The organism is Paraburkholderia sp. 35.1, from assembly GCF_050436525.1.
Classification (GTDB): Bacteria; Pseudomonadota; Gammaproteobacteria; order Burkholderiales; family Burkholderiaceae; genus Paraburkholderia; species Paraburkholderia tuberum.
Genome location: NZ_JBNDMJ010000002.1, coordinates 2,568,020 through 2,594,885, shown reverse-complemented (window position 1 = coordinate 2,594,885; position 26,866 = coordinate 2,568,020). Strand labels below are relative to the sequence as shown.

23 protein-coding genes and 1 pseudogene are annotated in these 26,866 nt (G+C 63.6%); 13 read left to right on the top strand and 11 right to left on the bottom strand.

Going from position 1 to position 26,866, the window contains the following annotated elements; genetic code table 11:
• Window positions 1–389 precede the first annotated feature (389 nt).
• The 4 genes and pseudogenes from OKW27_RS17765 (at window position 390) to OKW27_RS17750 (ending at window position 5,152) form a co-directional block, all read left to right on the top strand.
• Window positions 390–2,155 (top strand): annotated as a pseudogene (locus OKW27_RS17765) (thiamine pyrophosphate-binding protein).
• Between the two features lie 24 nt (window positions 2,156–2,179).
• Window positions 2,180–3,427, top strand: a complete 1,248-nt coding sequence (gene frc / locus OKW27_RS17760) for a formyl-CoA transferase (RefSeq protein WP_090809275.1) — start codon at window positions 2,180–2,182, stop codon at window positions 3,425–3,427.
• Between the two features lie 9 nt (window positions 3,428–3,436).
• Entirely contained in the window at window positions 3,437–4,252 is an 816-nt protein-coding gene (locus tag OKW27_RS17755; RefSeq protein WP_429334256.1) for a fumarylacetoacetate hydrolase family protein, read from the top strand.
• 54 nt (window positions 4,253–4,306) lie between these two features.
• A complete protein-coding gene (locus OKW27_RS17750; RefSeq protein WP_244144962.1) occupies window positions 4,307–5,152 on the top strand; it encodes an NAD(P)(+) transhydrogenase (Re/Si-specific) subunit beta in 846 nt (281 codons plus the stop codon).
• A gap of 90 nt (window positions 5,153–5,242) precedes the next feature.
• Here the strand turns inward: OKW27_RS17750 and OKW27_RS17745 are convergent, their stop codons facing one another.
• Together OKW27_RS17745 and OKW27_RS17740 are read right to left on the bottom strand one after the other, a co-directional pair.
• Window positions 5,243–5,563 carry a hypothetical protein gene (locus OKW27_RS17745; protein ID WP_090809281.1) on the bottom strand — a complete coding sequence of 107 codons (321 nt, stop codon included), beginning with the start codon at window positions 5,561–5,563 and terminating at the stop codon, window positions 5,243–5,245.
• 96 nt (window positions 5,564–5,659) lie between these two features.
• Window positions 5,660–6,607: a LysR family transcriptional regulator gene (locus OKW27_RS17740; RefSeq protein ID WP_090809283.1), complete on the bottom strand. Its 948-nt coding sequence runs from the start codon at window positions 6,605–6,607 to the stop codon at window positions 5,660–5,662.
• A 370-nt stretch (window positions 6,608–6,977) separates the two neighbouring features.
• Between OKW27_RS17740 and oxlT the strand changes: the two genes are divergently transcribed.
• The 3 genes from oxlT (at window position 6,978) to OKW27_RS17725 (ending at window position 10,885) form a co-directional block, all read left to right on the top strand.
• Window positions 6,978–8,327: an oxalate/formate MFS antiporter gene (oxlT, locus tag OKW27_RS17735; RefSeq protein ID WP_090809285.1), complete on the top strand. Its 1,350-nt coding sequence runs from the start codon at window positions 6,978–6,980 to the stop codon at window positions 8,325–8,327.
• Window positions 8,328–8,357: 30 nt separating this feature from the next.
• Window positions 8,358–9,341: a LysR family transcriptional regulator gene (locus tag OKW27_RS17730; RefSeq protein ID WP_429334255.1), complete on the top strand. Its 984-nt coding sequence runs from the start codon at window positions 8,358–8,360 to the stop codon at window positions 9,339–9,341.
• Window positions 9,342–9,433: 92 nt separating this feature from the next.
• The gene (locus OKW27_RS17725) at window positions 9,434–10,885 is read left to right on the top strand and encodes an aldehyde dehydrogenase family protein (RefSeq protein WP_429334626.1); all 1,452 of its coding nucleotides are present in this window, start codon (window positions 9,434–9,436) and stop codon (window positions 10,883–10,885) included.
• Between the two features lie 85 nt (window positions 10,886–10,970).
• Here OKW27_RS17725 and OKW27_RS17720 read toward each other — a convergent pair whose 3' ends face one another.
• The 4 genes from OKW27_RS17720 to OKW27_RS17705 form a co-directional block, all read right to left on the bottom strand.
• Entirely contained in the window at window positions 10,971–11,948 is a 978-nt protein-coding gene (locus tag OKW27_RS17720; protein WP_429334254.1) for a 2-dehydropantoate 2-reductase, read from the bottom strand.
• Between the two features lie 189 nt (window positions 11,949–12,137).
• Window positions 12,138–12,758, bottom strand: coding sequence for a LysE family translocator (locus tag OKW27_RS17715; RefSeq protein ID WP_429334253.1), 621 nt, complete (start codon window positions 12,756–12,758; stop codon window positions 12,138–12,140).
• Between the two features lie 97 nt (window positions 12,759–12,855).
• Window positions 12,856–13,437 (bottom strand): hypothetical protein, encoded by a 582-nt coding sequence (locus tag OKW27_RS17710; RefSeq protein WP_187613603.1) that lies wholly within the window; start codon window positions 13,435–13,437, stop codon window positions 12,856–12,858.
• 150 nt (window positions 13,438–13,587) lie between these two features.
• Window positions 13,588–14,229, bottom strand: a complete 642-nt coding sequence (locus OKW27_RS17705; protein ID WP_262420055.1) for an IMPACT family protein — start codon at window positions 14,227–14,229, stop codon at window positions 13,588–13,590.
• 113 nt (window positions 14,230–14,342) lie between these two features.
• Here OKW27_RS17705 and OKW27_RS17700 point away from each other — a divergent pair, with 113 nt between their 5' ends.
• Window positions 14,343–14,969 (top strand): LysE family translocator, encoded by a 627-nt coding sequence (locus tag OKW27_RS17700; RefSeq protein WP_090809317.1) that lies wholly within the window; start codon window positions 14,343–14,345, stop codon window positions 14,967–14,969.
• A 111-nt stretch (window positions 14,970–15,080) separates the two neighbouring features.
• Complete coding sequence (locus OKW27_RS17695) at window positions 15,081–15,710, top strand: 2-hydroxychromene-2-carboxylate isomerase (RefSeq protein ID WP_429334252.1); 630 nt, start codon at window positions 15,081–15,083, stop codon at window positions 15,708–15,710.
• A gap of 16 nt (window positions 15,711–15,726) precedes the next feature.
• Here the strand turns inward: OKW27_RS17695 and OKW27_RS17690 are convergent, their stop codons facing one another.
• The gene (locus tag OKW27_RS17690; protein WP_429334251.1) at window positions 15,727–15,981 is read right to left on the bottom strand and encodes a DUF2866 domain-containing protein; all 255 of its coding nucleotides are present in this window, start codon (window positions 15,979–15,981) and stop codon (window positions 15,727–15,729) included.
• A gap of 342 nt (window positions 15,982–16,323) precedes the next feature.
• On the opposite strand from OKW27_RS17690, the gene OKW27_RS17685 reads away from it, so the two are divergent.
• A complete protein-coding gene (locus OKW27_RS17685; RefSeq protein WP_429334250.1) occupies window positions 16,324–17,439 on the top strand; it encodes a diguanylate cyclase in 1,116 nt (371 codons plus the stop codon).
• A gap of 27 nt (window positions 17,440–17,466) precedes the next feature.
• Here the strand turns inward: OKW27_RS17685 and OKW27_RS17680 are convergent, their stop codons facing one another.
• Together OKW27_RS17680 and OKW27_RS17675 are read right to left on the bottom strand one after the other, a co-directional pair.
• Window positions 17,467–19,206 carry a peptidoglycan D,D-transpeptidase FtsI family protein gene (locus OKW27_RS17680; protein WP_429334249.1) on the bottom strand — a complete coding sequence of 580 codons (1,740 nt, stop codon included), beginning with the start codon at window positions 19,204–19,206 and terminating at the stop codon, window positions 17,467–17,469.
• A 321-nt stretch (window positions 19,207–19,527) separates the two neighbouring features.
• Window positions 19,528–21,069 (bottom strand): methyl-accepting chemotaxis protein, encoded by a 1,542-nt coding sequence (locus tag OKW27_RS17675; RefSeq protein ID WP_429334248.1) that lies wholly within the window; start codon window positions 21,067–21,069, stop codon window positions 19,528–19,530.
• 549 nt (window positions 21,070–21,618) lie between these two features.
• Between OKW27_RS17675 and aepX the strand changes: the two genes are divergently transcribed.
• From aepX to OKW27_RS17660, 3 genes are read left to right on the top strand one after another with little or no spacing between them, the layout of a single operon-like run.
• The gene (aepX, locus tag OKW27_RS17670; protein ID WP_429334247.1) at window positions 21,619–23,349 is read left to right on the top strand and encodes a phosphoenolpyruvate mutase; all 1,731 of its coding nucleotides are present in this window, start codon (window positions 21,619–21,621) and stop codon (window positions 23,347–23,349) included.
• Window positions 23,346–24,509 (top strand): phosphonopyruvate decarboxylase, encoded by a 1,164-nt coding sequence (aepY, locus tag OKW27_RS17665; RefSeq protein ID WP_090809329.1) that lies wholly within the window; start codon window positions 23,346–23,348, stop codon window positions 24,507–24,509. Before aepX ends, aepY begins: the two co-directional genes overlap by 4 nt.
• Before the next feature lie 23 nt (window positions 24,510–24,532).
• On the top strand, window positions 24,533–25,600 hold the full coding sequence (locus tag OKW27_RS17660) for a 2-aminoethylphosphonate aminotransferase (RefSeq protein WP_090809331.1): 1,068 nt from the start codon (window positions 24,533–24,535) through the stop codon (window positions 25,598–25,600).
• Window positions 25,601–25,645: 45 nt separating this feature from the next.
• On the opposite strand, the gene OKW27_RS17655 is transcribed toward OKW27_RS17660, so the two are convergent.
• Window positions 25,646–25,798, bottom strand: a complete 153-nt coding sequence (locus OKW27_RS17655) for a hypothetical protein (protein WP_166618176.1) — start codon at window positions 25,796–25,798, stop codon at window positions 25,646–25,648.
• A gap of 129 nt (window positions 25,799–25,927) precedes the next feature.
• Window positions 25,928–26,635 carry a PIG-L deacetylase family protein gene (locus OKW27_RS17650; protein ID WP_090809333.1) on the bottom strand — a complete coding sequence of 236 codons (708 nt, stop codon included), beginning with the start codon at window positions 26,633–26,635 and terminating at the stop codon, window positions 25,928–25,930.
• Window positions 26,636–26,866 lie beyond the last annotated feature (231 nt).

Below are 26,866 nucleotides of genomic sequence, written 5' to 3'. Positions count from 1 at the left end.
TGCGTGCGCGCACTTCGAGCGATGCGCAGGTCGCGCGGCGGCGAACGGCAAACAAAACGGGGTCGCCGCCGCGCTGCGGGATAAACCTTGCTTGACGGTCCCGAAAATATGGTATGTGATATATCAACAATGACCGGTGGAACGCACGGCCTGGTGTTTTCCCTTGAAATGACTGCCGCAGAGCCTTGTAGATTCGGCGCAAAGCTGCGGCAGACAAGCTCGAGCAGCACAAACTTCGCGCCGTCTATGTCTCGAAATTGGCCTTGAAGGAATGTGATATATCACATACGGTATCTTCGAAGCCGTGAGACGTCGGTGCAACCGGACGTATATCGAAGCGGACGCGTCCGTCGATAACCGTTGCACATCCGATTGATGAGGAGATGACCATGTCTGCAGTTGTTTCATCCCTGAGTCCGGCCACGGCCACCACGACCGCCGACGACACGCTCAAGCAGAAGACCCGCGACGCGGGCGTCGTGTCGGGCGGCCATCTGGTCGCAAAGGCGCTGAAAAACGAGGGGGTCGACACGATCTTCACGCTGTGCGGCGGCCACATCATCGATATCTACGACGGCTGCGTCGACGAAGGCATCCGCATCATCGACGTGCGCCACGAGCAGGTCGCCGCGCACGCGGCCGACGGCTACGCGCGCCAGACCGGCAAGCTCGGCTGCGTGGTGACGACCGCCGGCCCCGGTTGCACGAACGCGGTGACCGGCATCGCGACCGCGTTCCGCTCGGAAAGCCCGATCCTGCACATCGGCGGGCAGGGCGCGCTGACGCAGCACAAGATGGGCTCGCTGCAGGACCTGCCGCACGTCGACATCATGGCGCCGATCACGAAGTTCGCCGCGAGCGTGTCGAGCACACCGAGCGCATCGCGGACATGATCTCGATGGCCGCGCGCGAATGCTTCAACGGCGCGCCCGGTCCCGCCTACCTGGAAATTCCGCGCGACGTGCTCGACCGCGAAGTCGACGTGTCGCGCGCGATCGTGCCGCGGCCGGGCCGCTATCGCGCGTCGACGAAATCGATCGGTGACCCGCGCGACATCGAGAAACTGGCGGACATTCTCGTCGATGCGCAACGCCCCGCGATCCTGTACGGCCAGCAGGTGTGGACCGCGCGCGGTCACGAGGAAGCGATCGCGCTGCTGCGCGGCATCGAGATTCCCGGCTATTTCAATGGCGCGAGCCGCGGGCTGCTGCCGCCGGGCGATCCGCATCATTTCGATCGCACGCGTTCGCAGGCGTTTGCGAATGCCGACGTGCTGATCGTGGTCGGCACGCCGTTCGATTTCCGCATGGGTTACGGCCGACGCATCAGCAAGGAATTGACGCTGGTGCAGATCGATATGGACTATCGAACCGTCGGCAAGAATCGCGATATCGATCTGGGTCTGGTCGGCGATCCGGGCGCGATCCTCGCCGCGGTGCTGCAGGCCGCGAGCGGTCGTATCAAGGACGACAAGCGTCAGGCGCGCCGCAAATGGATGGCGCAGTTGCGCGACGCCGAAGCGAGCGCAACCGAAAAACTGATGCCGCTGTTCCGCTCGAACAGCACGCCGATTCATCCGTATCGCGTCGCGTACGAACTCAACGAATTCCTGTCCGACGACACCGTCTATATCGGCGACGGCGGCGACGTCGTGACGATCTCCGCGCAAGCGGTGCGCCCGCGCCGCCCCGGCCAGTGGATGGACCCCGGCGCGCTCGGCTCGCTCGGCGTCGGCACCGGCTTCGCGCTCGCGGCGAAGCTCGCGCACCCGCACAAGGAAGTGCTCTGCTATTACGGCGACGGCTCGTTCGGCATGACCGCGTTCGACATGGAAACCGCGAACCGCTTCGGCGCACCGTATCTCGCGGTGATCGGCAACAACTCGGCGATGAACCAGATCCGCTACGGCCAGCTTGCCAAATACGGCGAAGAACGCGGCAACGTCGGCAATCTGCTCGGCGACGTGCCGTTCAGCAAATTCGCCGAAATGCTCGGCGGCTATGGCGAGGAAGTGCGCGATCCCGCGCAGATCGCGAGCGCGCTACAGCGTGCGCGCGAAGCGATTCATCGCACCGGCCGCTCGGCGGTGGTCAACATCTGGGTCGACCCGCGCGAGTACGCACCGGGCACGAAGAACCAGACCATGTACAAATAACCCTCATCGTTCAGGAGATACGACATGGCCAAGGCACTCGACGGTGTGCGCATCCTCGATTTCACGCATGTGCAATCGGGGCCGACCTGCACGCAATTGCTCGCATGGTTCGGCGCGGACGTGATCAAGGTGGAACGGGCAGGCGCGGGCGACATCACGCGCGAGCAGCTGCGCGATATTCCCGACGTGGATAGCCTGTACTTCACGATGCTCAATCACAACAAGCGCTCGGTCACGATCGACACCAAGCATCCGGAAGGCAAGCAGGTGCTCGAAGCGCTGATCCAGAAATGCGACGTACTGGTCGAAAACTTCGCACCGGGCGCGCTCGACCGGATGGGCTTTACGTGGGAGCGGATTCAGGAATTGAATCCGCGCATGATCGTCGCCTCGGTGAAGGGCTTCGGTCCCGGTCCTTACGAGGACTGCAAAGTCTATGAAAACGTCGCGCAATGCGCGGGCGGCGCGGCGTCGACCACCGGCTTCGACGACGGCCCTCCGGTCGTGACCGGCGCGCAGATCGGCGACAGCGGCACGGGGCTGCATCTCGCGCTCGGCATCGTCACTGCGCTCTATCAACGCACGCATACCGGACGCGGCCAGCGCGTGCTCGCGGCCATGCAGGACGGCGTGCTCAATCTGTGCCGCGTCAAACTGCGAGACCAGCAGCGGCTCGACCGTACCGGCGTGATGAAGGAGTATCCGCAATATCCGAACGGCACGTTCGGCGAAGCGGTGCCGCGCGCGGGCAATGCGTCGGGCGGCGGCCAGCCGGGCTGGATTCTGAAATGCAAAGGGTGGGAGACCGACCCCAACGCCTATATCTACTTCATCACGCAGGCGCCCGTGTGGGCGAAGATCTGCAACGTGATCGGCAAGGAGGAGTGGGCCACGGACCCCGACTACGCGACGGCGCCCGCGCGCCTGCCGCGATTGAAGGAGATCTTCGCCGAAATCGAACGCTGGACGATGACGAAGACCAAGTTCGAGGCGATGCAGATCCTGAACGGATACGACATTCCGTGCGGCCCGATCCTGTCGATGAAGGAAATTGCCGCGGAGCCGTCGCTGCGCAAAACCGGCACGATCGTCGAAGTCGATCATCCGAAGCGCGGCAAGTATCTGACAGTGGGCAATCCGATCAAGCTGTCCGACAGCCCGACCGACGTCAAACGCTCGCCGCTGCTTGGCGAACATACCGATGAAGTGATGGCCGAGCTCGGTTATTCGGCCGAGCAGATCACGGCGCTGCGCACGGCGGGCGCAATCTAGGAGCGAGGCATGCAGACGTGGATGCGGTTCATGTCGGGCGATGGCGGCATCGTGTTCGGCCGTGTCGAAGGCGCCTATCTGCACGAGTACGAAAGTCTCGCGCAGCCGGTGCCGACCGGCGCGGTACTGTCGCTGCGCGCATTGACGCCGTTGGCGCCGTGCGCGCCCGGCAAGATCGTCGCGCTGTGGAATAACTATCGCGCGCTCGCGGCGAAGCTCGACAAACCCGTGCCCACGCATCCGCTGTTTCTGCTGAAGCCGGCGGCGTCGGTGATCGGCGCGGGCGAGCCGATCCGCCGGCCGCGTCACTACGCGGGCAAGATCGTCTACGAAGGCGAACTCGGCATCGTGATCGGCCAGCGTTGCCGCGACGTGGATGCGCAACAGGCAGAGGCGGCGATCTTCGGCTACACGCTCGTCAACGACGTCACCGCCGCCGATCTGCTTAACGAGAATCCGCATTTTCCGCAGTGGTGTCGCGCGAAGAGCTTCGATACCTTCTGTTGCCTGGGTCCGGCCATCGTCTCCGGTTTCGACTGGCGGGCGGCGCGCCTCCTGACCACGCTCGACGGCGCCGAGCGTCAGAACTATCCGCTCGCCGATATGGTCTTTTCGCCGGCCGAGCAGGTGAGTCTGATATCGCAGGATCTGACGCTCGAACCCGGCGACGTGATTGCGTGCGGCACCTCGGTGGGCGTGGGGTCGATCAAGGACGGTGCAACGGTCTCGATCACGATCGATGGGATAGGCACGCTGACCAATACCTTGAGCGCGGCGCAGCGCGACGAGCCACGGCGATCGGGCGATACCGCGAACGTCGGTTGACGAGGGCCGGACCTCGCGGCTCTTGCCTTTTCATCGCATCACGGAGGATCACGCATGCCGCAAGCCTGTGGGAGTGCCGTGTGGATGGACCTGTTGTGGCTGCTCGCCGTGACTGTCGCCGCGGCGTTGATTGCGGTGCTGATGGTGGCGTTGGCCGCGCTCTCGCGACGACAGTTCGGCCGACGTTCGGCGCAGCGGCATTCATGCGTGCGCGAACGCGATCTGACACGCAGGCCCCGGATGCTTGCATTGCTTGGCAGCGGCATCGGTTTGGCGGTCGCGTCGACAGGCTTTACGCGCTACCTGTTGGCAGCGGCGCGCGAGAACAGCGAACGCATCGAACTGTTTGCAGCCGTGTTGATCGGCGCGCTGCTCTTTGCGATCTCGGCGATTGCGTTCTGCAAGCTGCGCGGCGCATTGCAACTCGAGGCGCTCGCGCGGCCGGGACATCACGTCGTCAATCTGTTTGCGCTGTTTTTATGCGGATGGCTCGGTTACGGCTTCGTCACTGAACAGGCACAGCCGTTCGGACTCGCGGCATTGCTCGCGACGGGCGCGCTGGCGTTGGCAATGGGCGTGCATCTGATGCTGAGCCGCGAGTACTCGGCCGATCCCGCTCACGCGGCGAATCGCGTCAGTTGCGCGGCGCGCATGTATGCCTTCGCCGCGCGTAGCGATGGCCTGGCGATCGGCAAGCCGGGCCTGCTCGCGAACATCGAGTGGCATGGCGGGGAAGAGCAGACGTGGGCGCTTCGCGATGTCACGCCGGCGATGATGCGCGTGAGCGCCTCTGCAGATAGTCGGGATGGGCGTGATGGTAGACGCGGCAACGGCCGCCAGCGCGACTATGCACGCCAATGCGCGCACGAGCGGCCGGTTCATTTCACTACACGTCGCTGATCAATGATGCATGCGCCGCCAGGAGACCGGATTGCCAATAGCGAAGACGGCGGGACGATGATCCCGCCGCCCGAGTCTTTTTCGATGCTTCTAGTCGCCCACGGTCGCGGCGAATTCGCTGTAGTACTGCGTCTTCCTATGCAGAATCAGTTGCGCGAGAAAGTCGGCATCGTACGCCCGATGCAGGTGGCTGTGATAGCGCTCGATATAAGCGGTGATTCGCGCCAACTCGCCATTGAACTCTTTCAGCATGTCGAGCGTCGCACGGTCCCAGCGAAACCGCAGCCCAAGATCGCTGAACGCGGCATTGTAGGCGCTCAGGTGCGCATCGTCGGGTTGGTCTTCGTGATCCGCCGCCGCTGTGCGAGCGTTGCGTGTACTGATACGGGATTCAACCGGAGCGTGGTTCATGATTGGCCTCCTCGGCTCGCAAGTGAAAGAACTCGCTTGCAGCATAGAAGTCGCGATCGATTTGCAATAGTTAAAGTTTTATTGGCTTTCCATAGCCTACGGCTTATGCACGCTCAGTTCCCTCACGCGGGTGATCTTTTCGATCAGATTGGCGCCTTCCTCCATCAGGAAGCGTTTGAAGGCGACGGCAACCGGTGGCAGACGCTTGTTCTTCCGATGCACGACATACCAATTGAGCATGACCGGAAAGGTTTCGACGTCGAGCACGACCAGATGACCCAGTTGCAATTCGAGGCTGATCGTATGGGCGGACAGAAACGCGATGCCCATGCCGGCGATGACCGCCTGCTTGATCGTCTCGGTGCTCTTGATCTCCATCGCAATCTTCAGATTGGACAGCCGGCCGGCAAAACCTTCTTCCATCGAATTCCACGTGTCCGAGCCGCGTTCGCGCACGATGAACGCTTCGTTCGCGAGTTGACTGAAGCGGATATTGCGCTTGTGCGCAAGCGGATGAGTGGGCGCCGCGACGATCACGTACGGGTGCGGCGCGAACGGTTCATTGGTCGCGTCGGTTTCGTGCGGCGGACGCACCATGACCGCGAGGTCGGTCTGATTGGTCGCCAGTTGATGAAGCAGTTCTTCGCGGTTGTGTACCGCGAGATTGAGATCCACACCCGAATAGCGACGCGTGAATTCGGCGAGAAGGCGCGGAAAGAAATAGTCGCCCGCGCTAATCACCGCAACATTCAGTTTGCCGCCGGAGACGCCCTTCAACTGGCTCATCGCTTCGTCGACTTCATGGAACTGCTGCATGATCGCGCGGCTGTAGTGGAGCATTTCCGTGCCGGCCGGCGTCAGATAGATCTTCTTGCCGAGTTGCTCGAACAGAGGCAGCCCCGCATGTTCCTCGAGTTGCCGGACCTGGGTGGAAACGGCCGGCTGAGTCAGATGCAATTCCTCCGCGGCGCGGGAAAAACTCAGGTGGCGCGCTACCGTTTCAAAGACCTTCAGTTGCCGCAGAGTTGCATTGCGCATCGTCATGGTCGATGTATAAGGAAACGTGAATCAACATAATAACAAACTTTAATTATGAGTAATTCAGCAATGACCCTAGCATGAAACGTATAAGAAGCCGAATAGCCGCTGTAATACGCGGGTTAACGCATAGATATGTGGTGTGGCGGACTCAATAGCGGGGAATAACCTGTAATGCTTACCGGCTGAAGCGTGGTTCTGGTCGGAATAAAGCAAGAATTTTATAGAAGACGAGTTCGGGCATCTGCGGAAACACAAAAGCGTCAATTGAGATTTTTCCCGAATAGCGAAGTTCTCGGGCCATAACGATAAGGCGGGACACATCCAGCGCGGCGCGTAAGCCGGCTGCACTAAATAAATAGTGGAGACAAGGCTCATGAACGATATCACCCAGCAATCGACGACCCGTATGTCCTGGCGTAACCGATGGTGGCAACTCGTCATCGGCATGGTATGCATGGCGCTGGTGGCGAATCTGCAATATGCGTGGACGTTATTCGTGGCCCCTATGCATGCGCGGCATCACTGGAGCGAGGCGTCGATCCAGCTTGCGTTCTCGATCTTCATTCTGACCGAGACGTGGCTCGTGCCGTTCGAGGGCTGGCTCGTCGATCGATTCGGGCCGCGCCCGGTGGTGGCAGCCGGCGCGGTATGCGCGGGTTTGTCGTGGATTCTCAATTCGCATGCGACCACGCTCGGCATGTTGTATTTCGCCGCGGTGATTGGCGGGATAGGCGCGGGCGGTGTGTATGGAACATGCGTCGGCAACGCGCTCAAATGGTTTCCCGACCGGCGCGGTCTCGCCGCGGGTTTGACGGCCGCGGGCTTTGGCGCAGGCGCGGCGCTGACGGTGATTCCGATTGCGAACATGATTACGCGCCGCGGCTATGAAGAGACGTTCCTGTTCTTCGGCATCGTGCAAGGCGTCAGCATTCTGCTGCTCGCGATGCTCCTGACGCGGCCGATCTTGCGTCAGCCAGGGGTACGCAAGAGCCGCTTCGCAGTGTCGAAGGTCGATTTCACCTCGCGCCAGATGATCAGAACGCCAGTGTTCTGGGTGATCTACGCGTCGTTCGTCGCGGTCGCGGCGGGCGGCTTGATGGCGACCGCGCAGATCGGCCCGATCGCGAAAGACTGGGGCATAGCGCGCATTCCGATGACGGTCTTCGGCGCGACGTTGCCGCTGCTGACCCTCACGCTGTCGATCGACAATATCTTCAACGGCTTGACGCGTCCGCTGTGCGGCTTCATCTCCGACAAGATCGGCCGTGAAAACACGATGTTCGTGATCTTCGTCGGCGAGGGGCTCGCGTTGCTCGGCATGATGCAGTTCGGCAGCAATCCGTATGCGTTCATGGTCTTTGCCGCGCTGATCTTCCTGTTCTGGGGCGAGATCTTCTCGATCTTCCCGGCGACTTGCGCCGATACGTTCGGCAGCAAGTACGCGGCCGCCAATGCCGGCACGTTGTACACCGCGAAGGGCACTGCCTCGTTGCTGGTTCCGATCGCGTCCATACTCGCGGCGACGGGCGGCTGGAGCCTTGTCTTCGTCTTTGCCGCCGTCATCACGATCGCAGCCGGCATTTGCGCGAAGTTCATCCTCAAGCCGATGCGCGCGCGTTGGATCGAATCGCACAACGAACCTCAGGGCGCGCTGGCCGTCGCGGGTCATGGCAATGGCAATGCGTCGCGAATGAGTCACTGGCCCGAACAATCTGGCGAATAACGTGAGCGTCGCGCGCCCGGAACCGATGCCATGAATGTTTCGCTGCAGCAACTCAAGGTATTCGTCGCGGTCGCGCGCGAGCGCAGTTTCACGCGCGCGGCGCGCGAGTTCGATCTGACGCAGTCGGCCGTGAGCCGTTGCGTGCGTGAACTGGAAGACGCGGTCGAATTGAAGCTGTTCGATCGCACGACACGCCAGGTCGAACTGACGAATGCGGGTGCGAGTCTCGAGAGAAGAATTGGCCGGCTGCTCGACGAAATCGAGTTGACGCTGCTCGAAGAGCGCGCTGCTTATGACGGACACACGGGCGTCGTCTTATTCGCGAGTAATCCGGTGTTGTCACCGGGCTGGGTGCCGCGGGCTTTGGCGCAGTGCGCGTCGGTTTTTCCCGAGCTGGTCGTATCGGTCAAGGATCAACCTCAAAGCAGCGTACTGGCCAGTGTCGAGCAGGGCGAGGTGGATTTCGGCGCGGTCTGTGTGACTGTACCTGTCGATAGTCCTCTACTGCACGCTCAGGTACTTTTCACTACGCCACTGCATGCGGTGCTTCCATCCGCGCATCCGCTAGCGCGGCAAGACAGCATCGGATGGCACGCGTTGCGCGAATGTCCGCTGATAACGCTGAATGCCGATACTGGCGTGCGTGCCGCGCTCGCACCGGTACTCGCCGCGAACGGATCGAAGCGCCGGCCGTTGCAGGAACTCGGACACGTCGCGGCCGTAGCGCGCATGGTCGAATTGGGACTGGGTGTCGGCGTATTGCCTGTCGATGCGCATTGGCCTTCGCCGGGCGCTTCGTTGGTGAGTCGTCCGCTGGTCCCCGAAACGGCATTGACGACGGTACTCGTGCACCGCAGAAATCGGTCGCTTCGTCCCAATGCCGCTGCTGCGTGGGCGCAGTTCGTTGCGTCGACGACTGATCATTCGCCGATCGCGAACGAAGCGCCTGCCGCAGCCGCGACGCCAAGCTTCAACTGGCGGTCCGTGCGGCAAAGCCTGTTGCCGGAACCTTAGACAGGGGCCGACCAAAAAGCTTGCGCGACGCGCGGCATTCGATCGATGCGCCGTCAGTCAACCACATAACGTCCTACTCAAGGAGCTTCATGATGGAAATCCAGACCGATCTCAGGCACCACGATCTGCTGATCGACGGCAAGCGCATGCCGCCAGGCAGCGGGGAATATTCCGTCGACATCAACCCCGCGACCGAGGAGCCGATCGCACGGGTGGCGCAAGGCAGCGCCGCCGACGTCGATGCCGCGGTGCGCGCCGCGCGCGGCGCATTGAAAGTATGGAATTCGATTCGGGCCGCCGAACGCGGGCGCATCCTGCAACGTCTCGCGGGCCTGATGCGCGAGAACATGGAACAACTCGCCGCGCTCGAGAGTCTCGACGGCGGCAAGCCGATTGGCGCGGTGATGCGTCAGGACGTGCCCGCCGCGATCGATACCGTCGAATACTACGCAGGCTGGTGCGACAAGATCAACGGCCAGGTGGTGCCGACGCGTCCCGATGCATTGACCTATACGTTGCGCGAACCTGTCGGCGTGGTCGCCGCAATCGTGCCGTGGAATTTTCCGCTGATGATCGGCATGTGGAAGATCGCGCCCGCGCTCGCATGCGGTTGCACGCTGATCGTCAAGCCCGCCGAGATCACGCCGCTCACCGCGTTGCGCATCGGCGAGCTGGCGCTCGAAGCGGGCGTGCCGCCGGGCGTGCTCAACATCGTCACCGGCAAAGGCAGCGTGGTGGGCGACGCGATGGTCTCGCATCCCGGTATCGACAAGGTCACGTTCACCGGTTCGCCTTCGGTCGGACGAGGCATCCTGCAGGGCGCGGCGGGCAACTTCAAACGCGTGACGCTGGAACTCGGCGGCAAGTCGGCCAACGTGATTTTTGCCGACGCGAATCTCGACAATGCGGTGCGAGCCGCGGCGTCGGGCGTGTTCTTCAATACGGGGCAAGTGTGCTCCGCCGGGTCGCGGATACTCGCGCATCGCGACGTGTATGACGAAGTGGTCGAGCGTCTGGCCACGCGCGCGAAGTCGATCAAGGTCGGCGACCCGTCGCTGCGCGAAACGTCGATGGGACCGCTGATTTCGGCCGCGCAGATGAAGACCGTGTTGAGCTATGTCGACACGGGACGCTCGGAAGGTGCATCGCTCGTGACGGGTGGCGCGCGCGTCGGCGATCGCGGCTTTTTCGTCGAGCCAACCGTGTTCGCGAATGTCGAGCACGAAATGCGCATTTCGCAGGAAGAAATCTTCGGGCCGGTGGCGAGCGTGATCCGTTTCAACGACGAAGCGGACGCGATCCGAATCGCCAATGGCACGTCGTACAGTCTCGCGGCTGGCGTGTGGAGCGCTGACTTGAGCCGCGTGCATCGCGTGGCGCGCGACCTGAAGGCGGGCACGGTGTGGATCAACACCTACGGCTATACGGACGTGCGTTTGCCGTGGGGCGGTGCTGGCGATTCGGGCTTCGGTCGCGAGCATGGCGATGTCGCGATCGAGAACTTCACGGAACCGAAGGCGGTGTGGGTGGCGATCGATCAATAGCGGCAAATGCGAAAAAGGATCGGATGCATGGCATCCGATCCTTCAGGTCGTGTTGCAAGACGAAAGGGAATTGACGAGTACTCGGTCAATTGCCCTGTAAAGCCATCTTCTCGCGCAATTTGATCAGTGCGAGCACGACGTCGATAGTGGGTGTCGGTTCGGCAACGAGTCGCCCCATTTCCTGCACGACGGTCAATAAAGGATCGATTTCCATCGGCCTGCGGTGCTCGAGATCGACGAGCGTTGATGTCTTGTGCGCACCGACCGCACCCGCGCCATCAATACGCCTTTCCACATCGACGCGAAAGTGCACGCCGAACTGATCCGCGATTCGCTTCGCTTCGAGCATCATCGTGCGTGAGACCGCGCGCGTGCCCGGGTCACTCGTGAGCACATCGAGCGTTGCATGCGTCAATGCGCTAATCGGGTTGAAGCACAGATTACCCCATAGCTTGAGCCAGATTTCGTCGCGAATGTTGTCGCGAATCGGCGCTTCGAAGCCGGCCGCCTGCATGATCTCGTGCAATTGCTCAATGCGCGGGGTGCGCTCGCCACTGGGTTCGCCGATGGGAAACTTCTTGCCGTACACGTGTTTGATCACCCCCGGTTCGACGATCTCCGCCGCCGGATAGAGTACGCAGCCAATCGCGCGCTCGGGTCCGAGCTTGGTCCATTGCGAACCGTCGGGGTCGACGCTCGTCAGCCGAGTGCCGGCAAAGCGCCCACCGTGCTCATAGAAGTACCAATAAGGAATGCCGTTGACGCCGGTGACGATCGCCGTGTGCTTGCCGAGCAGCGGTTGCATCGTGTCGACCACGCCAGGCAGCGAATGCGCCTTGAGCGTGACGATGACGAAGTCCTGGACGCCAAGCTCACGTGGATCGGAGGTGCAGCGCACCGGCGCGCTGAACGTTTCGCCATCCATGATGAGGCGCGCGCCGTGTTCACGCATCGCGGCCAGATGCGGGCCGCGCGCAATGAAGCTGACGTCCGCGCCGGCGCGCGCCAATTGCACGCCCATTAAACCGCCAATCGCTCCCGCTCCGAAGATGCAGATCTTCATGATGTCGCTCCGTGACGATGAAAAAGCCGTTCGCCCAATGCCGCATTGCAGTACCTCGCGGCCGGTCACGGTTCGAGCATAAGGTGGCGCGACGAATGCTGATAGTTAAAGTTTCTCTGTCGATGTATTAGTTATTCGTTATGACAAGACCGCGACGTGAATGCTGCTTCGACTGTCGGCCTCGATACCTCAGCCGCGCCGAACCAGCAGAAAACTCACGCCGATTGCCGCGAGAAATCCGCCGCAGCAGCGATTGAACCAGCGGCGGATCTGCGCGCGCATCAGCCATTTGCCGAGATACATGCCGGCCCACGAATACAATGCAATCGCCACCCATTCGAGTACCAGAAAGCTCGCGCCGAGCGCGGCGAATTGCGGCAGTATCGGCTGCGCGACGTCGACGAATTGCGGCAGGAACGCGGTAAAAACCAGAATCGCCTTCGGATTGCCCGTCGCCACGAAAAACTCGTGCCGTGCGATGCGCGAGAGCGCGGCCTCCTGGGGTTGCGACGTATCGATTGCGGGTGCGTCGCTGCGCCACAACTGGATCGCGAGCCAGATCAGATAAGCGGCGCCCGCGAGTTTGATCGCCAGAAAGATCCACTCGGACGCATGCAGCACGACCGCGAGACCGGTCGCGGCGAGTGCGAGCATCATCGCGAAGGCGAGCAGCCGGCCGCTGCCGCCGACGAACGCTTTCATGAAGCCATGACGCGCGGCCACGTTGATCGAAAGCAGGTTGTTGGGCCCGGGTGCGAGGTTGATGGCGAAGCAGGCGGGTAAAAAGAATAGCCAGGCGGTAAGGGACATGACGGCTTGCATTCCGAACGGGAGATCACGATGCATCGCGCGCGATGCGTTGCCGGGATTGTAGCGAAACCGCGCCGCGCCTCGGCCAGCCGCGTGCTCAGTTCACCGCCTTGATAAAGCCAGGATCGCCAATCAATGTATCGACGCTGAGCTTGACCGTGTCTTCGATCGCGATCGTGTTGTTGGTGAATTTCGGCGACTTCTGCTTCACGGTGCGCGTGGTCGTGTACATGACTTTTTGGGTCGCCGCATCGATAACCACGTAGTGCATCTTCAGCGTCCACAGCGCCGGCGAGCGCCTATCGTCCACCGTGAAGGTTTCGATGCTGCCGCTGAGCACGCGTTTGTTGTCGTCGATACGAAAACCGGCCACTCGCAGACTATTCGCGACGCCATTGCGCACCGCGAGGCTGACGTCGTCCTTCAGCACGAGCCCGGTCATCCCGGTATTTTCGATGCGGTTCGGCGAGATATGACCGTCGCGCGCGGGCAGATACGCGAAGTCGCGTGCAGGGGCGACGCTGAGCGAGCCGGTGCCGTGGGTCTTCGTGTGCGTTGCGCTGGCGCTGCTGTTCAGGCCGAACCATGACCACGAGCACGCGGACAGCAGCGTGGGCAGCAGTATGGCGCCGCAGCCCTTGAGCACGACGGATCTCAACGGCGAACGCGCAGCAGCCATGCGGGAGAAAGCGGCGGTCGAAGTCAGAGGAGTTGCCCTTTTCAGTGGAGTCATTCCGGTGAAGAACAGCATGGTAGCAGCGAACCGGACCGTCGAACCTTCAAACGGATGTTTTCGGAATTGCCCGCGTCAGGCCCGGACCTGAGCCGTTCAGAAAAAGCCCGCCTTTCCTTGCGTGATATCGATCAGCGTTGCCTTGGCGTCATCGAGTGCGTTGGCGGGCACGCGCATCGTCATCTTCACCAGCATGCCGTAGGCGCTGTCCACGAGCGCATAGCCTTCGGCGTCCATCCATCGACGGACTTTGGCTTCGTCGGCATAACTCACTTCGACGCCCAGCAACACCTGGGCAATCCTCTCGACGCGCGGCGCGTCGAGCAGCGCGGACGCGATCGCATCGGTGTACGCGCGCACCAGACCGCCCGCGCCGAGCTTCACACCGCCGTAATAGCGCACGACCGCCGCAAGCACGCCATCCAGATCGTGATGCCGCAGTACTTCGAGAATCGGCCGACCGGCGGTACCGGACGGTTCGCCGTCGTCGGACATGCCGGACTGGCCGCCCGCCAGCAGCGCCCAGCACACATGCGTCGCGGCAGGATGTTCGTCGCGCAGACGCTGCAATTCGGCCATCGCGGCATCGCGATCGGCGACCGGGATCGCATGCGCGATGAAGCGGCTCTTGCGAATCTCGAGTTCCGCGCTCAGTGGCGCGGGCAGGGTATAGGTGGGCAAGGCGGAAACGTCGGTGGATGAAAAGAAGCACACGGTAGGCGGCGCGATGTCCGTCATGGTAACGGATCGTCGGTGCCAGCGAGGCGCAAGGGCAGCTTCGCGGGTTCGTCTACAATGGTCCGCTGAGCGCGCGCCCGTCATTTAGACCCCGCGCGTCGCAAGGAGACGACATGCTTGACCTATCCACGTTGGGGACGTTCGTTGCCGTCGTGCTCGGGCTCTTTCTGATTCCAGGCCCGGCCGTGCTGCTAGTTTTGACGCGCACCATGCACGGCGGACGTAAAGCCGGCATTCTGACCGGTCTCGGTATCGCAACTGGCGATTTCGTGCATACGCTGGGCGCCGCGGTTGGCCTCTCCGCGCTGCTGATGACGTCCGCGCTGGCCTTCAATGCGGTGAAATTCGTCGGGGCCGCGTATCTCGTCTATCTGGGCATTCGCGCGTTGCGCGAAAAGCAGGCGAGTGCGCACCTGCCGGTCGTCGCGCCGGTGTCGGGTTCGAAGGCGTTCTTGCAGGCAATTCCCGCCGAAGTGCTGAACCCGAAGACCGCGCTGTTTTTCCTTGCGTTTCTGCCGCAGTTCGTGCGCCCCGAACATGGCTCGACGTTTCTGCAGTTCGCGACACTCGGGCTGATTTTCGTTGCCATGAGCGCGCTTTATACGACGCTGATCGTCCTGACGATGCGGCCGCTGGGCAAACTCGTGAAGCGTTTGACGTGGTTGACGCGCTGGCAGAACAAGCTCATCGGTGTGTTGTTCATTTCGCTCGGCCTGCGCGTGGCAGTGCAAACACGCTGAGTCCGGAAGCGCGAGTTCAGGACGGCGCCAGCAGGATCAGCGACCCAACGACGCGACTGTTAAGCATTGCAAGGCGACGATGCCATGGCTCGCCCGATTCAGGAGACAGCGATGAATGAAGACGCAACTTCGACGGCGCGCGCAATCGAGTTCTGGTTCGACTTCGGCAGCAACTACAGCTATCTGAGCATGATGCGGATCGAAGCGTTGGCGGCCGCGCGCAACGTGACGATCGTCTGGCGGCCGTTTCTGCTCGGTCCGGTATTTCGCCAGCTCGGTTTCGACAACTCGCCCTTCGTACTGCAGAAAGAAAAAGGCGCGTACGTGTGGAAAGACATGGAGCGTCAATGCCGCAAATACGGCATTGCGCTCACGCGCCCCAGCACGTTTCCGCGCGCGGCGCTTCTCGCGATGCGTGTCGCGCTGCTGGGTGCGAACGAGCCGTGGATCGGTGCCTGGTGCCGCAAGATCATGCAGTTGAATTTTGTCGACGACCGCGACATCGGTTCAATCGATGTCGTCAGTCACGCGCTCGACTCGCTTGGCTTACCGGCGCAGAGCGTGATCGACGCCGCGCAAAGCGACGCGAATAAGCTCCGCTTGCGCGAGCAGACCGAACGGGCCATCAACAAGGGGATTTTCGGTGCGCCGACGTTTTTTGTCGGCGCGGAGATGTTCTGGGGCAATGACAGGCTGGAGGACGCGTTGGACCACTGCGACGCGATCGCGGCGCGTCATTGAACATCAGCGGGAGCGCTTAATCAGCCTGCTGACAGAAGCGCCGACCCGGCACGTGAGAGACCACGGCCTGGGCGATTTCGAGCGGAGTACATTCGGCGGGAACGACGCGACGGCTCGGTTCGGGCGCGTGCTTCATCGTCCATTCGACGAGCCGGTATGAACGGCCCCAGGGCGGTTGCAGCGGATCGGAGACCTTGCAGGAATGAATCTGGCGAGTCCATTCATGGCCGGGCATCGCACGCAGGTGTTCGACTACCATCTCTTCAACCATGATTTACCTCCTTCTTGTGCGCGTAACCGTTTTCGGTCGCGCTTCTGGCACCCCTCAAGAAAAAGCGCCGCCGATGTTCTGGCGGCTCAACAGGGGATGTGCCACATACTTGCAGGGAACAATTAAGCGAAACTTAAGAACCGCAATCATTACGCAAACGGATCTCATTGCGTGTAAGCGAGTGCAAGTGAATGCAAGCAAGAGCTGACAACAGTGGGCATGAACGCTGGCAGGCCGGCCGACACGTCGCGAGCCTGCCCTCAAGACCCCGGCGGATCGGCCGTTATCAGTAGAGTTGGGGCGTCGACCCCGCTTCGCCTTCAGGGCCGCGCTACTGATACCGTGACGAATCTCGCCCAAACGCCGCTTGCCGAGCGCCTTCGCTCGCTCGTCGACACCGTGCAGCACAACGAGCGCACGTTGCGCCGCTTCCAGAACGTCGAGTTGCGGTTGATCGGCGCGCAGGATTTCGCATCGTTTCTCGATACGTTGTTCAGCCATCTGCCGCGGGAGTTCTCGCTCGCGAACGTGGTGCTGTGGCTCGATGAGCGCGCGCCAATGCTGCTCGAACTGCTCGAGCCGGGCAACCTGCGCGCGCTCGATCATGCGCAGCTGAAGACCTCGCGCGAGGGCGGTCTCGTCGCGCAATCCTTGTGCGAAGACGATCGGCCGTGGCTCGGCCGCCCTGGCGAACTCGACGACGACACGCGCCGCGCGTTCTTCGGTACCGCGCCAGCTCACGTGCCGGCCAGCGCGATCCTGCTGCCGCTCGCCGCGGGCACGAGCGTCAGCGGCTATCTATGCCTCGGCAGCGACGACCCCGCGCGCTTCGGCGCGGGCATGGCCACCGACATTCTCGAGCGCTTCGCGAGCATCGTCACCGCGAGTCTCGACAACGTCGCGCATCGCGAGCGGCTCAGGCAGCTCGGCATGACCGATTCGCTGACCGGCCTCGCGAATCGCCGCTATTTCGACGAACGGCTGCGCGAGGAGTTGATGCGCGCGGCCCGTTATCGCGTGCCGGTCGCGTGTCTTTTCATCGATATCGACGGTTTCAAGCGCATCAACGATAGCCACGGCCATCAGAGCGGCGACCGCGCGCTCGCGGCGGTGGCCGCCTGCGTGCGACAGCAGGTGCGGCTTGGCGACACCGTCGCGCGCTATGGCGGCGAGGAGTTCGCCGCGCTGCTGCAAGGCGATCGCAGCGACGCGTTGACCGTCGCGGAACGCGTGCGGCGTGCGGTCGAGAATCTCGACGTGCGCGACGAGCACGGCGTGCTCATTGCATTGACCGTGTCGATCGGCGTGGCCGGGCGCGTGGTCGCCGGCAGCCCGGCCGAGGCGATGTCGCTCGGTCAGGCGATGATGGACGAGGCCGATCGCGCGATGTATCAGGCCAAGCGCAACGGCCGCAATCGTATCGAGGCGCAGGTCGATGCGCTCGATGAGCAGGGCTGATCGACCGTAACCAACACTAACTACGCGTCACACTCCTGCCGCATCCGGCGGTACCCCGAGCAGCTGCAACGCGCCGCCCATCACGCCGCTGAACACCGGTCCAGCGACCGTGCCGCCATAGAACGCCTTGCCAGCCGGATCGTCGATCATCACGGCGACGATCAGGCGCGGATCGCTCATCGGCGCCATGCCGACGAACAGCGCGCGGTAGCGGTTCTTCGCGTAGCCCGCGCCGATCTGCTTGCGCGCGGTGCCGGTCTTGCCGCCGACGCGATAACCCGCCACGGTCGCGGCGCGTCCGGTGCCGCCGTCGCCCGTGGCCATTTCGAGCATGTTGCGGATCGCGCGCGCGGTGCCGGGCGTCGTGACCGATTCGCCGCGGTCGGCGAACGACGCGGGGTCGTCCGCGTCGAGCGGCTCGCGCAGCAGGCTCACACGCCTCAGCGCGCCGTCGCCCGCATAGGCGGTGTAGACCTGCGCGATTTGCAGCAGCGATACCGACAGCCCGTAGCCATATGCCATCGTGGCCTGTTCGATCGGGCGCCAGCGCTTATATGGCCGCAGCTTGCCGGCGGCCACGCCAGGGAAGGGCAGCTCGGGCTTCAGACCGAGCCCGTATTGCCGATACTTGGTCCAGATCGTCTCGGCCGACAGATTCAGCGCGAGCTTTGCCAGCGCGATATTGCTCGACTTCTGCACCGCCTCGGCGACCGTCATCGCGCCATGATTCGACGTGTCGTGAATCACGGCCGGGCCGATCCGATACCAGCCGGGCGCGGTATCGATGATGCTCTGCGGCCGCACCTTGCCTTCGTCGATCGACAGTGCGACGACCAGCGGCTTGATCGTCGAACCCGGTTCGAACGTGTCGATCACCGCGCGGTTGCGCAGCTGCCGGCCGGACAGGTGCGCGCGGTCGTTCGGATCGAAGCTCGGGTAGTTGGCGAGCGCGAGGATCTCGCCGTTGCGCGCATCGAGCACGACCACGCTGCCCGCTTCGGCGCGGTGCTGCGCGATCGCCGCTTTGAGTTGTGTGTATGCGAGTTGCTGGATGCGCCGGTCGATCGTCAGCTGGATCGTGGCGCCGTTGCGCGCGGGCACGAGCGGCCGCGTCTCCGAGATCACGCGGCCGAGCCGGTCGCGGATCACCTCGCGGTGGCCGGGCACGCCTTGCAACTGCGCATTGGCGGCGAGTTCGACGCCTTCCTGGCCGTTGTCCTCGATGTCGGTGAAGCCGACCACGTGCGCGGCCGACTCGCCCTCGGGATAAAAGCGTTTGGTGTCGGCGATCTGCGTGATCCCGGCGAGCCCGAGGCGGGACAGCTGCCCGGCAGTGTCGGCATCGACCTGGCGCTTGAGCAGCACGAAGCTGCGCTCGCCGTTCAGACGTCGACGCAGTTCCGCGAGCGGCAGATCGAGCAGCTTTGCCAGCGGCGCGAACGCGCTTTCGTCGACGAGCTTCGGCGTGGCCCAGATTTCGTAGGTCGCGAGACTGACCGCGAGCATCGAACCATTGCGATCGACGATCCGGCCGCGCGTCGCGTCGAGTTCGAGCAGGCGCTGATAGCGTTTCTGCCCTTGGTCGACGTAGAAGTCCTGATTCACGACCTGCACCCAGAACGCGCGGAGCGCGAGCGTCGCGAACGCGCCGAACACGAGCAGCACGACGAACTTCGAGCGCCACGCGGGTAGTCGCGCATCGAGCAGCGGGTTCTTCGCGGCTAAGGCATAGGGATCGGACGACGGCGGTTTTTTCTGGCGGATCATGGCGGCGGGCAGCGGACCTCACGTACTTTCGATTGAACGAGGCCGCCAAAGCCACGAGGCCTGGCGGCAAGGACTGTCGCCGGGCCGATTGTAAATAAAACGTAATTTAAATGCTAGGAATGTGAAAGGAGGCGCGTTCGAGTTGGAGCAAAGGCGAGCCGAGCCGCAGCTTGATCACGAAAAGCCGCGCGGACTTGCAAAATCCGCGCGGCTGATTCGTTCGATTGATGCGTCGACTCCGACGCGGCGTGTTGAATAGGCGCTCCCTGCCTGTGGGGCGCCTTCTTTTTTCGCGCCCGTCGCGGGCGCGGCGGGGCAAGCTCAAGCCGGCAACGCGAAACTCGCAATCGCGTCGCGCAACACGGCGACCTGGTCCTTCAGCGAATGCGCGGCGGCCGCGGCCTGTTCGACCAGTGCCGCATTCTGCTGCGTGACCTGATCCATCTCGCCGACCGCGCGATTGACCTGTTCGATGCCCGCGCTCTGCTCGCGCGACGCGTGGCTGATTTCTTCGAGGATCTCGTTGACCCGCCGCACCGACTGCACGATCTCGCCCATTGTCGCGCCCGCGTTGGCGACCAGTGACGAGCCGGTCTCGACGGTATCGGTCGAGGTTTCGATCAGCGCCTTGATCTCCTTGGCGGCCGTCGCCGAGCGCTGCGCGAGGCTGCGCACTTCGGCCGCGACCACCGCGAAGCCACGGCCCTGTTCGCCGGCGCGAGCCGCCTCGACGGCGGCATTCAGCGCGAGGATATTGGTTTGGAACGCGATGCCGTCGATCACGCCGATGATGTCGCCGATCTGCCGCGAGCTCGCGGTGATCTCGCCCATCGTGCGCACCACGTCGTCGACCACGCGGCTGCCGCGCGTCGCGACGTTCGCTGCGTCGCTCGCGAGTTGCGCGGCCTGGGTCGCGCTGTCCGCGTTCTGCTTCACGTTCACCGTCATCTGATCCATGCTCGACGCGGTTTGCACGAGCGCCGCCGCCTGCTCCTCGGTGCGCTGCGACAGGTCGGTGTTGCCCGCTGCGATTTCGGTCGCGCCGACATTGATGTTCTCGGTGCCCTGGCGCACTCGCGAGACCGTGTCGACGAGTCCCGCCTGCATCGTGCGCAGCGCATGCAGCAGGCTGCCGCTGTCGTGCGGCTCGATCGGCACCGGCGTCGCGAGGTTGCCTTGCGCCATCAACCGTGCGTGCTCGACGGCCACTTCGAGTTCGCCGCCGAGCGAGCGGCGGATGCTGCGCAGCACGACCAGCATCACGGCCGTAGAGAGCGCACCGAGCGTGACGGTGATCGCGAGCCAGCGCAGCAGGTTGCGGTAGAACGCGCTTTGCACGTCGTCCATGTACATGCCGGTCACGAGGTACCAGTCCCACGGCGCGAAGTGCATCGAGTAGCTGGTCTTCGCGACGGGCTGCTCGCTGCCGGGCTTGGCCCACAAATAATCGACGAAGCCGCCGCCGTCGTGATTGCCCGAGTTGACGATATCGACGAACAGATGATTGCCGGCCGGATCGGTGAACTGCGCGAGGTTCTTGCCGATCAGTTCGGGCTTGATCGGATGCATCAGCATGACCGGCTGCGAGTCGTTGATCGACAAATAGCCGTCCTTGCCGTAGCGCATCGCGCCGAGCGTCGCGAGCGCCTGCTTTTTCGCGTCGTCCTCGGACAGCGCATGCTGCTGGGAGAGCGAGTAGTAGTGGCCGACGACGTGGTTTGCCTCGTCGATCAACGAGCGCAATTGCTCGCGTCGGTCCGAGATCATCGATGCGCGGTTCTGCCACGCGCCGAACGCGCCGATCAGGATCAGGCCGACCCACAGAACGGCGATCATGGACGCCAGTTTTCGGTTCAGAGTCATAGCGATCGGAATAGGCGTTTTGGCCAGTAAGGTCCATTGAATTGCGGTCGGATGCCGCTCGCTGTGTTTACGGCGCGAAATGGCATTGATCGAGGCAGGGAAAACCCGCTGTTCGACATCCCTATTCGTCCGATTAATGGGTGGATTTATTGAATGTTTTAGCGGCGCTCATGCGCGCAATTCGAAAAAGATTTTTGTGCATTATTCGCGAATCTGAATTAACCGGCGATTTTCGGTAAATCGCGGCGATTGAAAAATGCGCGAGAAAATCGACATGAAAAAATGCCGGCGCTGGTCTGCGTAAAACCTGCTGAGCCCAATCCAGGAGGGTTCGCACCAACATCCCACAAAACGCCAATCAAATCCAAAAATCCCGTTAAATGGTCACGAATGCAAAAAACAACACATTTTTCCACTTAAGCGCAACCACGAAAGACCGCTGAGACCTTCAAAGACTCGTCATAAAAAATTCCGCTATAGTCGCCCTTTTCCGATTGCCAGCCTGGCATCGAAGAACGCCAATAAGCCCGCCACCAGGAGTCCCGAAGAGTGAATGCACGCGATCCCGCTTTCGTTTCCCAGTCCCGCAGCGCGCGCCTGCGCCAGATGCTCGTCAGCAGCGAACTCGAATTCATGATGGAGGCGCATAACGGCCTGTCCGCGCGCATCGTTCGCGAAGCTGGGTTCAAGGCGATCTGGGGCTCGGGCCTCGCGATCTCCGCGCAGTTCGGCGTGCGCGACAACAACGAGGCGAGCTGGACGCAGGTGGTCGATACGCTCGAATTCATGGCCGACGCGAGCGATCTGCCGATCCTGCTCGACGGCGACACCGGCTACGGCAACTTCAACAACGTGCGCCGCCTCGTACGCAAGCTCGAACAGCGCGGCATCGCCGGCGTGTGCATCGAGGACAAGCAGTTTCCGAAGACCAACAGCTTCATCAACGGCGAGGCGCAGCCGCTTGCCGATATCGACGAATTCTGCGGCAAGATCAAGGCGGGCAAGGACTCGCAGAACGACGAGCATTTCTCGATCGTCGCGCGCGTCGAGGCGCTGATCGCGGGCTGGGGCATGGACGAAGCGCTGCGCCGCGCGCAAGCGTACGCCCAAGCTGGTGCCGATGCGATCCTGATTCACAGCAAGCTGTCGCGCCCCGACGAGATTCTCGAATTCGCGCGCGAATGGGCCGGGCGCGCGCCGCTCGTGATCGTGCCGACCAAGTACTACAGCACGCCGACCGAGGTGTTCCGCGAAGCGGGCATCAGTACCGTGATCTGGGCGAACCATCTGATCCGCGCGGCGACCTCGGCGATGCAAGCCGTCGCGAAGGAAATCCATTCGAGCGAGACGCTCGTCAACGTCGAGGACAGCATCGCGGCCGTCAACGAAATCTTCCGTTTGCAGGACGCCGACGAATATTCGGAGGCCGAAGACCGCTATCTGTCGAGCGGCCGCGCGGCCGGCTCGGCCGTCGTGCTCGCCGCGAGCCGCGGCAAAGGCCTTGAAGCGGTGACCGGGGACCGTCCGAAGGTGATGCTGCCGATCGCCGGCAAACCGCTGCTGCGCTGGCTCGTCGACGCGTTCAAGAAGCAGGGCGTCAACGACATCACCGTGGTCGGCGGCTACCGCGCCGACGCGATCGATACCGCGGGCATCCGCCTCGTGGTCAACCAGCAGCACGCGCAGACCGGCGAGCTTGCCTCGCTCGCGTGCGCACTCGACCACCTGACCGGCGACACGGTCATTTCGTACGGCGACCTGCTGTTTCGCAGCTACATCCTGCGCGATCTGGTGGAAAGCGAGGCCGCGTTCAGCGTGGTCGTCGATTCGTCGCTAACCGATGCGGAGAACGCGAGCGTGCGCGATTTCGCGTGGTGCTCGGTCGCCGACGACCGCGGTCTGTTCGGCAACAAGATCGTGCTGCGGCATGTCGCGAGCGGGCGGGAGCAGTCGTCGGCGGCGGGCGTCGTCCCAGTGCCGCATGGCCGCTGGGTGGGTCTGCTGAACGTGCGCGGCGCGGGTCGCGAGCGCCTGCGGGCGGTCATGCGCGAGTTGCGCACGCGCGACGATTTCGCGTCGCTCGACATGCCCGCGCTGCTGAACGCGTTGATCGAAGCGGGCGAGTCGATCGAGGTGCAATACGTGCACGGCCACTGGCGCGGCGTCAACGATCTCGACGATTTCCGCCGCGCGGGCGACTTCGCGCACGCGCAGGCGCCGTTCGCGACGGCCGTCGGCGGCGGGGCGACGGCGAACGATGCACACGGAGGCGCGCAATGATCGAAGCAGCACAGTTCGTCGAGGCGGCGCGCGAGCGCGGTTTCGACTGGTACGCGGGCGTGCCGTGCTCGTATCTGACGCCGTTCATCAACTACGTGCTGCAGGACGAGTCGCTGCACTACGTGTCGGCGGCCAACGAGGGCGACGCGGTCGCGCTGATCGCCGGCGTTACGCTCGGCGCGAAAAACGGCCGGCGCGGCATCACGATGATGCAGAACTCCGGGCTCGGCAACGCGGTAAGCCCGCTGACGTCGCTGACGTGGACCTTCCGCCTGCCGCAACTGCTGATCGTCACGTGGCGCGGCCAGCCCGGCGTTGCCGACGAGCCGCAGCACGCGCTGATGGGCCCGATCACACCGGCGATGCTCGACACGATGGAAATTCCGTGGGAGACGTTCCCGACCGAGGCCGACGCGATCGGTCCGGCGCTCGATCGCGCGATCGCGCACATGGACGCAACCGGCCGTCCGTACGCGCTCGTGATGCAGAAGGGCAGCGTAGCGCCGTATGAACTGAAGGACGGCGGCGCGCCCAGGCGGCGCACGCCGGTCGAGCCTCGCGCGCGGTTTCGCGACAGCGCCGCGGACGAACTCGCGACGCGCCACGACGCGCTGCAAAAGGTGATCGCGCATACGCCGCTCGACTCCACGGTGGTGCTCGCGTCGACCGGCTTTTGCGGCCGCGAACTCTATGCGATCGACGATCGCGCGAACCAGCTATACATGGTCGGCTCGATGGGCTGCGTGACGCCGTTCGCGCTCGGCCTCGCGCTCGCGCGCCCCGATCTGCGCGTGGTCGCGCTCGACGGCGACGGCGCCGCACTGATGCGCATGGGCGTGTTCGCGACGCTCGGCGCGTACGGCCCGTCGAACCTCACGCACGTGCTGCTCGATAACGGTGCGCACGACTCGACCGGCGGCCAGGCGACGGTATCGTCGCAGGTGTCGTTCGCGGGCGTGGCGGCCGCGTGCGGTTACGCGTCGGCGGTGGAGAGCGACGATCCTGCGATCATCGACGAGCTGTTCGCGGCGCCGCCGCTCGACGGGCCGCGCTTCGCGCGCCTGACGATCCGCCGCGGCACGCCCGACGGCCTGCCGCGCCCGACCATTACGCCGCCCGATGTGAAGACGCGCCTGATGCGCCACATCGGCGCGATCTGAACCCAACGCCAACAGGAGCGCCCATGCTGCTGCTCAACCCCGGCCCGGTGACGCTCACCGAACGTGTCCGCAACAGCCTGTTGCAGACGGATCTGTGCCATCGCGAGAGCGAGTTTTTCGATCTCCAGGAAGAGGCGCGCACGCGTCTCGTCGACGTGTACGGGCTCGACCCGAACGAATGGCAGGCAGTACTGATGACCGGCTCCGGCACGGCCGCCGTCGAAAGCATGACGGCCGCGCTGGTGCCGCACAACGGCAAACTGCTGGTCGTCGAAAACGGTGTGTACGGCGAGCGTATCGCGCAGATCGCCGCGCAATACGGCATCGCGCACGAAGCGCTGAAGCACGACTGGATGGACGCGCCCGATCTGGCGAAGATCGCCGAACGGCTCGACGCCGACAAGTCGTTCACTCACGTCGCGGTGATTCATCATGAAACGACCACGGGCCGTCTGAACGACATCGCGGCGCTCGGCGCCTTGTGTCGCGAGCGCGGCCTGCGTCTGCTGGTGGACGGTGTCAGCAGCTTCGGCGCCGAAACGATCGATTTCGCGGACGCGAGCCTCGACGCGCTCGCCGCGACCGCCAACAAGTGCCTGCATGGCGTGCCGGGCGCGTCGTTCGTGCTGGTGCGGCGCGCGGCGCTCGCGCGCGCGGCGAGCCGCACGTACTACCTCGATCTCGCGCGGCTCGCGCGTTTGCAGGATCAGCGCAACACGCCGTTTACACCGTCGGTGCACGCGTATTACGCGCTGGTCGAGGCGCTGCGTGAGCTCGCCGACGCAGGCGGCTGGCGCGCGCGTCACGCGCGCTATGCGGCGCTTGCCGAGCAGGTGGGCGCTGGGCTGGCGGCGCGCGGCATCGACAGTGTGTTGCCGGCCGGGCAGTCGTCGGTGGTGTTGCGCGCGTACCGCTTGCCCAACGGTATCGCGTATCCGCAACTGCACGACGCGCTGAAGGCGCGCGGCTTCGTGATCTATGCGGGGCAGGGCGGGCTGTCGGCGGAGCTGTTCCGCATCTCGACGATGGGCAACGTTCACGCGGCCGATATCGACCGCCTGCTGCAGGGCTTCAGCGACTTGATGCGCTGACGCTGCGCCGAGCGGCGCGCCGCGACCGCGCCGCTCGCGGCTCCCTTACACAGGATCCTTGTCCGGCGGCCCGTCAGGCCGCTGCGGCTCCTCGGCATGATGCCCCGGCGACGGCGGCACGAGCGGGTCGGCTTCCGGGTCGCGGTTCGGATCGGCGTTCGGGTCGGGAATCGGGCTGGTGTGCATGTCGTAGCTCATTGCGTCACCCTTGCGGTTGAAATGCGCGGGTCCGGCCGAAGCGGCTTGATACCGCCGATCTGTGCCGCCGCGTCGGCTATCTGTCTTCAAGCGTAGGCGCTCGCCGCGCTTCCTGCTCGCTCCTTTTTGCTATTTCTTCGCGCGTTTGCGGCCGGCGCTGAGCTGCCAGTAGCGCTCGGTCGCGAACACGTCGTCGTAGTTGCCTGCGCCGAACGCCCGCAACTGGCTCGCGTACGCGTTGACCGCTTCGCGTTTCAGATGCGCGCGGCGCTGCACGTCGATGGTGTGGCCCGCGCTCGGCGTTGCCGGCGTCGCGACGATGCCGCGCTGCGCGAGATCGGCGAGCCGCGCCTGCACCGCGCCCGGCGTGAGCCGGTGAATCGCTTCCTCGTAACCGAACCAGTCCAGATGCGTGAGCCGCGGCAGGATCTCGCAGCACGCTTCGAATACCCGGGCGTGATCGTCGTGATGCAGGCCAAGCGGCATCAGCAGCGTGTTCGCGGTCGTGCGGTAAATCGTTTCCTCCAGCGCCGCGGCCATCTGGCTGATCGACGGCGAGTCGGCGTACTGGCTGTCGCGAAACGGCATGCGCAGCGGGATCGCGTCGAGCACTTCGAGCGCGCGGTTGTCTTCGATGGTGCGTTCGCGGACCGCTTCATGGGCGTTCGCGAAGCCTGCTTTTTCGTCCCACTCCGTGTGCATGTCGTGCTCGGGCGGCGCGGCGAACACGGTGCAGACAGCGGCGTCGGGATGGGCGGCGAGCAAGGCGCCGCAACTGAAGACGGCGTCGTCGAAATGGGGCGAGACGATGAAAAGGCGTGGAGTGGTTTCGCTCATGGGCTTGCGTGTGGCGATTCGAGGCGGGACGGATGAGGCATCGAGGCTGCCGGTCGTCAAGGCGCCGCGTGCGAAAAAATGGCGTCACCTCAGCTTAGGCGCAATTGGTGCGGCTTGCGCGCGAAACTTGCGGCGCGCAAAGCGCGTGCCTGAAAGATCGCGGAGGGGCCCTTGAAGCGCACGTTTTTGGTATGAGTCGCCGTCTCGACGGCTCAAGTACAACCAGAAGGT

Excerpts from the sequence above, each read along its gene's own strand:
- frc (WP_090809275.1), top strand. The coding sequence starts at position 2,180 with ATGGCCAAGGCACTCGACGGTGTGCGCATCCTCGATTTCACGCATGTG.
- OKW27_RS17755 (WP_429334256.1), top strand. The coding sequence starts at position 3,437 with ATGCAGACGTGGATGCGGTTCATGTCGGGCGATGGCGGCATCGTGTTC.
- OKW27_RS17750 (WP_244144962.1), top strand. The coding sequence starts at position 4,307 with ATGCCGCAAGCCTGTGGGAGTGCCGTGTGGATGGACCTGTTGTGGCTG.
- OKW27_RS17745 (WP_090809281.1), bottom strand. The coding sequence starts at position 5,563 with ATGAACCACGCTCCGGTTGAATCCCGTATCAGTACACGCAACGCTCGC.
- OKW27_RS17740 (WP_090809283.1), bottom strand. The coding sequence starts at position 6,607 with ATGACGATGCGCAATGCAACTCTGCGGCAACTGAAGGTCTTTGAAACG.
- oxlT (WP_090809285.1), top strand. The coding sequence starts at position 6,978 with ATGAACGATATCACCCAGCAATCGACGACCCGTATGTCCTGGCGTAAC.
- OKW27_RS17730 (WP_429334255.1), top strand. The coding sequence starts at position 8,358 with ATGAATGTTTCGCTGCAGCAACTCAAGGTATTCGTCGCGGTCGCGCGC.
- OKW27_RS17725 (WP_429334626.1), top strand. The coding sequence starts at position 9,434 with ATGGAAATCCAGACCGATCTCAGGCACCACGATCTGCTGATCGACGGC.
- OKW27_RS17720 (WP_429334254.1), bottom strand. The coding sequence starts at position 11,948 with ATGAAGATCTGCATCTTCGGAGCGGGAGCGATTGGCGGTTTAATGGGC.
- OKW27_RS17715 (WP_429334253.1), bottom strand. The coding sequence starts at position 12,758 with ATGTCCCTTACCGCCTGGCTATTCTTTTTACCCGCCTGCTTCGCCATC.
- OKW27_RS17710 (WP_187613603.1), bottom strand. The coding sequence starts at position 13,437 with ATGGCTGCTGCGCGTTCGCCGTTGAGATCCGTCGTGCTCAAGGGCTGC.
- OKW27_RS17705 (WP_262420055.1), bottom strand. The coding sequence starts at position 14,229 with ATGACGGACATCGCGCCGCCTACCGTGTGCTTCTTTTCATCCACCGAC.
- OKW27_RS17700 (WP_090809317.1), top strand. The coding sequence starts at position 14,343 with ATGCTTGACCTATCCACGTTGGGGACGTTCGTTGCCGTCGTGCTCGGG.
- OKW27_RS17695 (WP_429334252.1), top strand. The coding sequence starts at position 15,081 with ATGAATGAAGACGCAACTTCGACGGCGCGCGCAATCGAGTTCTGGTTC.
- OKW27_RS17690 (WP_429334251.1), bottom strand. The coding sequence starts at position 15,981 with ATGGTTGAAGAGATGGTAGTCGAACACCTGCGTGCGATGCCCGGCCAT.
- OKW27_RS17680 (WP_429334249.1), bottom strand. The coding sequence starts at position 19,206 with ATGATCCGCCAGAAAAAACCGCCGTCGTCCGATCCCTATGCCTTAGCC.
- OKW27_RS17675 (WP_429334248.1), bottom strand. The coding sequence starts at position 21,069 with ATGACTCTGAACCGAAAACTGGCGTCCATGATCGCCGTTCTGTGGGTC.
- aepY (WP_090809329.1), top strand. The coding sequence starts at position 23,346 with ATGATCGAAGCAGCACAGTTCGTCGAGGCGGCGCGCGAGCGCGGTTTC.
- OKW27_RS17660 (WP_090809331.1), top strand. The coding sequence starts at position 24,533 with ATGCTGCTGCTCAACCCCGGCCCGGTGACGCTCACCGAACGTGTCCGC.
- OKW27_RS17655 (WP_166618176.1), bottom strand. The coding sequence starts at position 25,798 with ATGAGCTACGACATGCACACCAGCCCGATTCCCGACCCGAACGCCGAT.
- OKW27_RS17650 (WP_090809333.1), bottom strand. The coding sequence starts at position 26,635 with ATGAGCGAAACCACTCCACGCCTTTTCATCGTCTCGCCCCATTTCGAC.